The organism is Synechococcus sp. R55.3 (assembly GCF_047461975.1).
Classification (GTDB): domain Bacteria; phylum Cyanobacteriota; class Cyanobacteriia; order Thermostichales; family Thermostichaceae; genus Thermostichus.
On sequence record NZ_JANSIG010000154.1, the window covers coordinates 1 to 1298 of the forward strand.

The following is a 1298-nucleotide window of genomic DNA, read 5'->3' on the forward strand; positions in this document are numbered from 1 at the left end:
ATCGGCATTGGGTCAGCCGTTTTTAGGTAAGGAGGCATCTCCACCACTTGAACCGTTGCCCCCACCGGCAGTAAACCTTGGGCTTCAGACATAATGGGAGTCCATCCTGCAGCCGTTTCTAGCTTAGGTGACATACTCCTGCACTCATGCTGATGCAAAGCGCTCCGCGCCGCTAAAGCGAAAGAGTGCGAGCTTCAAGGACTCCGTCCCGCTGACGCGAACAGTGACTCCTGTTAAGGACATTTCCTGAGCTTTAAGAACGGGATGCCCCACCGCTCTCTGCTTATCATAGCGCAGGAATCTCCGCCTCTCATCCCGACTCCCATGCTGATACATAGAGGGCGGGACTTCTCGGCGGTCTAGCTAACCCGAGCAGGATGGCAGCCCCAGGGCGGATCCCAGAGGAGCCGAACAGATTGGATCCCTGAGCAGTTATTGTAAGATTTTTATCTAAATACCAGAATTAGTCAGATAAAAAAGTAACATCTTGCCAAGGCAAGTTGGTTTCTCCAAACAAAGAAGAAGCAGCCAGCCTTTCAGGGTACTGCCAACTGATCGCCAATTTGCTATCATACCATGACCTCTCGCTACCCATTTTTTGTGTCCTTGGATACAGAAACCTCATTTGCTGAGGCAATTTAGGGGTTTTCTTGCCGTGGAGCTGTGGGCACAGGGCTTGGTAAGCTCACCTGTGGCCTATTTGCCAGCCGGATCTTTGCCGAAACTCTGTAGGAGTGTTAAGAATAGTTACGTTAGTTTACTATCTTCTCAGTTTCATATTTGTCCTTCTTCAGCGCTGCGAAACGACCATGCTAGATCCCATTCCCCCCCCAGCCCTTGAGGAATATCTCTTGCAAACGGGCATCATCGACCGTTCTCAACTGAGCCTGGCCAAGAAGCTGCAACATCGCCAGCAAGGGCCGTTGCTGATGATTCTTTTGGAGTTGAGTTTCATCGATCTGGAGCAGCTCAGCCGCCTTTTGGATTTGGGCCGCACCTACCCTTTTGACCATGCTGCAAACGCTGGATAGTCTTCAGCCCGACTGGCAACAAGCTCTGGCTCGGTGGTCTACTGCGGAGCAGGGATCCCTACTGCTGAAAAGCTGTGGGGGAAAGGATCCGGCGGAGCTGCGCAGTGTTTTGCAACAGGTCTGTGCTCCTGTCCAGCCTGTTACGTTGCTAACAGAAGACTTGGAGGTGGTGGCCGGCCCACTGACGCTGCAAAGCTGGGATCCTCAAGCGACGGGCCATTTTGCCCACCTTTATCTGGAGCGTTCCGCCTCTAGCTCACACATGAG

Annotated in this window: 2 protein-coding genes and 1 pseudogene; 2 read left to right on the top strand and 1 reads right to left on the bottom strand. The window is 52.6% G+C overall.

Annotation, left to right across the window (positions count from 1 at the left end; genetic code table 11):
• A partial coding sequence (locus NW849_RS14240; protein ID WP_414358492.1) for an NAD(P)H dehydrogenase assembly family protein occupies nt 1-134 on the bottom strand: 134 nt, incomplete at its 3' end.
• 675 nt (nt 135-809) lie between these two features.
• On the opposite strand from NW849_RS14240, the gene NW849_RS14245 reads away from it, so the two are divergent.
• Complete coding sequence (locus NW849_RS14245; protein WP_414332365.1) at nt 810-1031, top strand: DUF2949 domain-containing protein; 222 nt, start codon at nt 810-812, stop codon at nt 1029-1031.
• Nucleotides 1012-1298, top strand: a pseudogene (locus tag NW849_RS14250) (nucleoside triphosphate pyrophosphohydrolase); the annotation flags it as partial. The gene NW849_RS14245 and the pseudogene NW849_RS14250, both read left to right, overlap by 20 nt.

Excerpts from the sequence above, each read along its gene's own strand:
- NW849_RS14245 (WP_414332365.1), top strand. The coding sequence starts at position 810 with ATGCTAGATCCCATTCCCCCCCCAGCCCTTGAGGAATATCTCTTGCAA.